This window comes from Acinetobacter sp. UNC436CL71CviS28 (assembly GCF_000620525.1).
GTDB classification, from domain to species: Bacteria; Pseudomonadota; Gammaproteobacteria; order Pseudomonadales; family Moraxellaceae; genus Acinetobacter; species Acinetobacter radioresistens.
Genome location: NZ_JIBB01000093.1, coordinates 1 through 1,659 on the forward strand (window position 1 = coordinate 1; position 1,659 = coordinate 1,659).

Sequence of the window (1,659 nt, forward strand, 5' to 3'; positions counted from 1 at the left end):
AGCATTATCGTATGAATCACCAGTTGTACCGACTGATGCTCGTAAATTTGCAGCTTCTAAACGATTGGTATGGCGAATGGAAAGATATTGAACACCTCTATCTGAATGATGAATCACATTCTTTGGCATGCCTCGATCGTGCAATGCTTGCTCAAGTGCATCGAGTACCATATCTGTATTCATCCGTGTAGATACTTTCTATCCAACAATTGCTCGTGAGAACACATCAATAATAAAGGCGGTATAGACTCAGCCTGAATTTGTTTGAATATACGTAAAGTCACTGACCCATAATTGGTCAGGTCGATCAGCACTAAAATTACGTTTCACTAAATCATCTGCTCGTTTTTGGTCATCTCGGCTACGGGTGGTTTGTTTGTTCTTACCTCACCAAACACCTTGTATACCTAGCTTTTTCATTAGGGTGTGTTGACACTTTTAGTTTAAAAAAATAGCGAAGTAGTAAAATCAAATCGCCAAACACAATTTTACTATTCGCTATGCCTCGTACCATGCTGACAGATCAACACTGGCAAAAGTTGAAAGTTATTCTGCGTAATTTATCCATTCACCACAACTCAAATTTACGCAATTTTATTGAAGCTATTCTCTATAGAATTAGAACAGGCTGTCCGTGGCGAGATATTCCTTGTTGTTTTGGTCATTCAAACTCTATTTTCAAACGTTTTAATCGTTGGTCAAGCAGCGGTAAGTTACTTAGATTATTCAAATTACTAGCCTCATGCCCCGATATGGAGTGGATTTTTATTGATGGCTCTCATGTACGTGCTCATCAACATTCTGCCGGTATAGCGAATCAATCTATTTCTAAAAGTGTAGGAGGAAACTCCTCAAAAATACATTTGATTGTTGATGCACATGGCAATCCTATTGATTTCATGATTACCGATGGAACCACACATGATGTTAAAGTTGCACCTGATTTAATATCAACATTAGATTTAAAAGAGACAAAAGTGGTATGTGCAGATAAAGGCTATGATTCAGAACCACTGCGTGAACAGATCAGGAAAACAGGGACTAAAGCGAATATACCAAAGAAAACAAATAGCCAATCGAACAATGACCATATGGACTGGTGTTTATATAAAATCAGGCATTTAGTTGAAAATATGTTTTGTAGATTAAAGCAATTTAGAGGAATAGCTACTCGATATGACAAGCTCAAAAGAAATTATCAAAGTTCTGTTGCTTTAGCCTGTATATTTTTATGGCTACCTTTATAGGGTTAATTATGAACAGTAAATGTCAACAGACCCTAATCGAGCAACAGTACAGCGTGCGATAACATAACCTTCACGTTTCAGTTTTTGCCAGACTTTACGTACACCATACCGACCTGAACTTTCCTTCCAAATTCGTTTAATTTGTTCAGCATGATGCAAGTCATGTAAATCTCGCTTTGCTCGATGTTCTGGATTTTCGCAGAGATCTAGAGTGCGGTAATAGGTTGAAGGTGCGATTGGTAAAATTCTACAAATCGCCTCGACTCCGTACAGCTCTTTATTATTATGGATAAAATCCACCATTATTTGTGTGGGCGGTCGAGCTCCGCCTGGGCGAAAAAAGCGGCTGCTTTACGTAGAATCTCATTGGCGCGTTGCAGTTCTTTATTTTCGCGTTCGAGTTGTTTGATAC

Annotated in this window: 1 protein-coding gene, 2 pseudogenes and 1 other annotated feature; of the genes and pseudogenes, 1 reads left to right on the forward strand and 2 read right to left on the reverse strand. The window is 38.4% G+C overall.

Annotation, left to right across the window (positions count from 1 at the left end; genetic code table 11):
* A pseudogene (locus tag N518_RS17045) lies at window positions 1-423 on the reverse strand (IS3 family transposase); the annotation flags it as partial.
* Between the two features lie 77 nt (window positions 424-500).
* On the opposite strand from N518_RS17045, the gene N518_RS0115245 reads away from it, so the two are divergent.
* Entirely contained in the window at window positions 501-1,247 is a 747-nt protein-coding gene (locus tag N518_RS0115245; protein ID WP_005262761.1) for an IS5-like element ISAba31 family transposase, read from the forward strand.
* 33 nt (window positions 1,248-1,280) lie between these two features.
* On the opposite strand, the pseudogene N518_RS0115250 reads toward N518_RS0115245, so the two are convergent.
* Window positions 1,281-1,659: pseudogene (locus N518_RS0115250) on the reverse strand (IS3 family transposase); the annotation flags it as partial.
* Window positions 1,476-1,592: a sequence feature (AL1L pseudoknot), on the reverse strand. Its footprint overlaps the pseudogene before it by 117 nt.

Bases quoted from the DNA above. Each gene is read 5' to 3' on its own strand.
- N518_RS0115245 (WP_005262761.1), top strand. From the start codon at position 501: ATGCCTCGTACCATGCTGACAGATCAACACTGGCAAAAGTTGAAAGTT.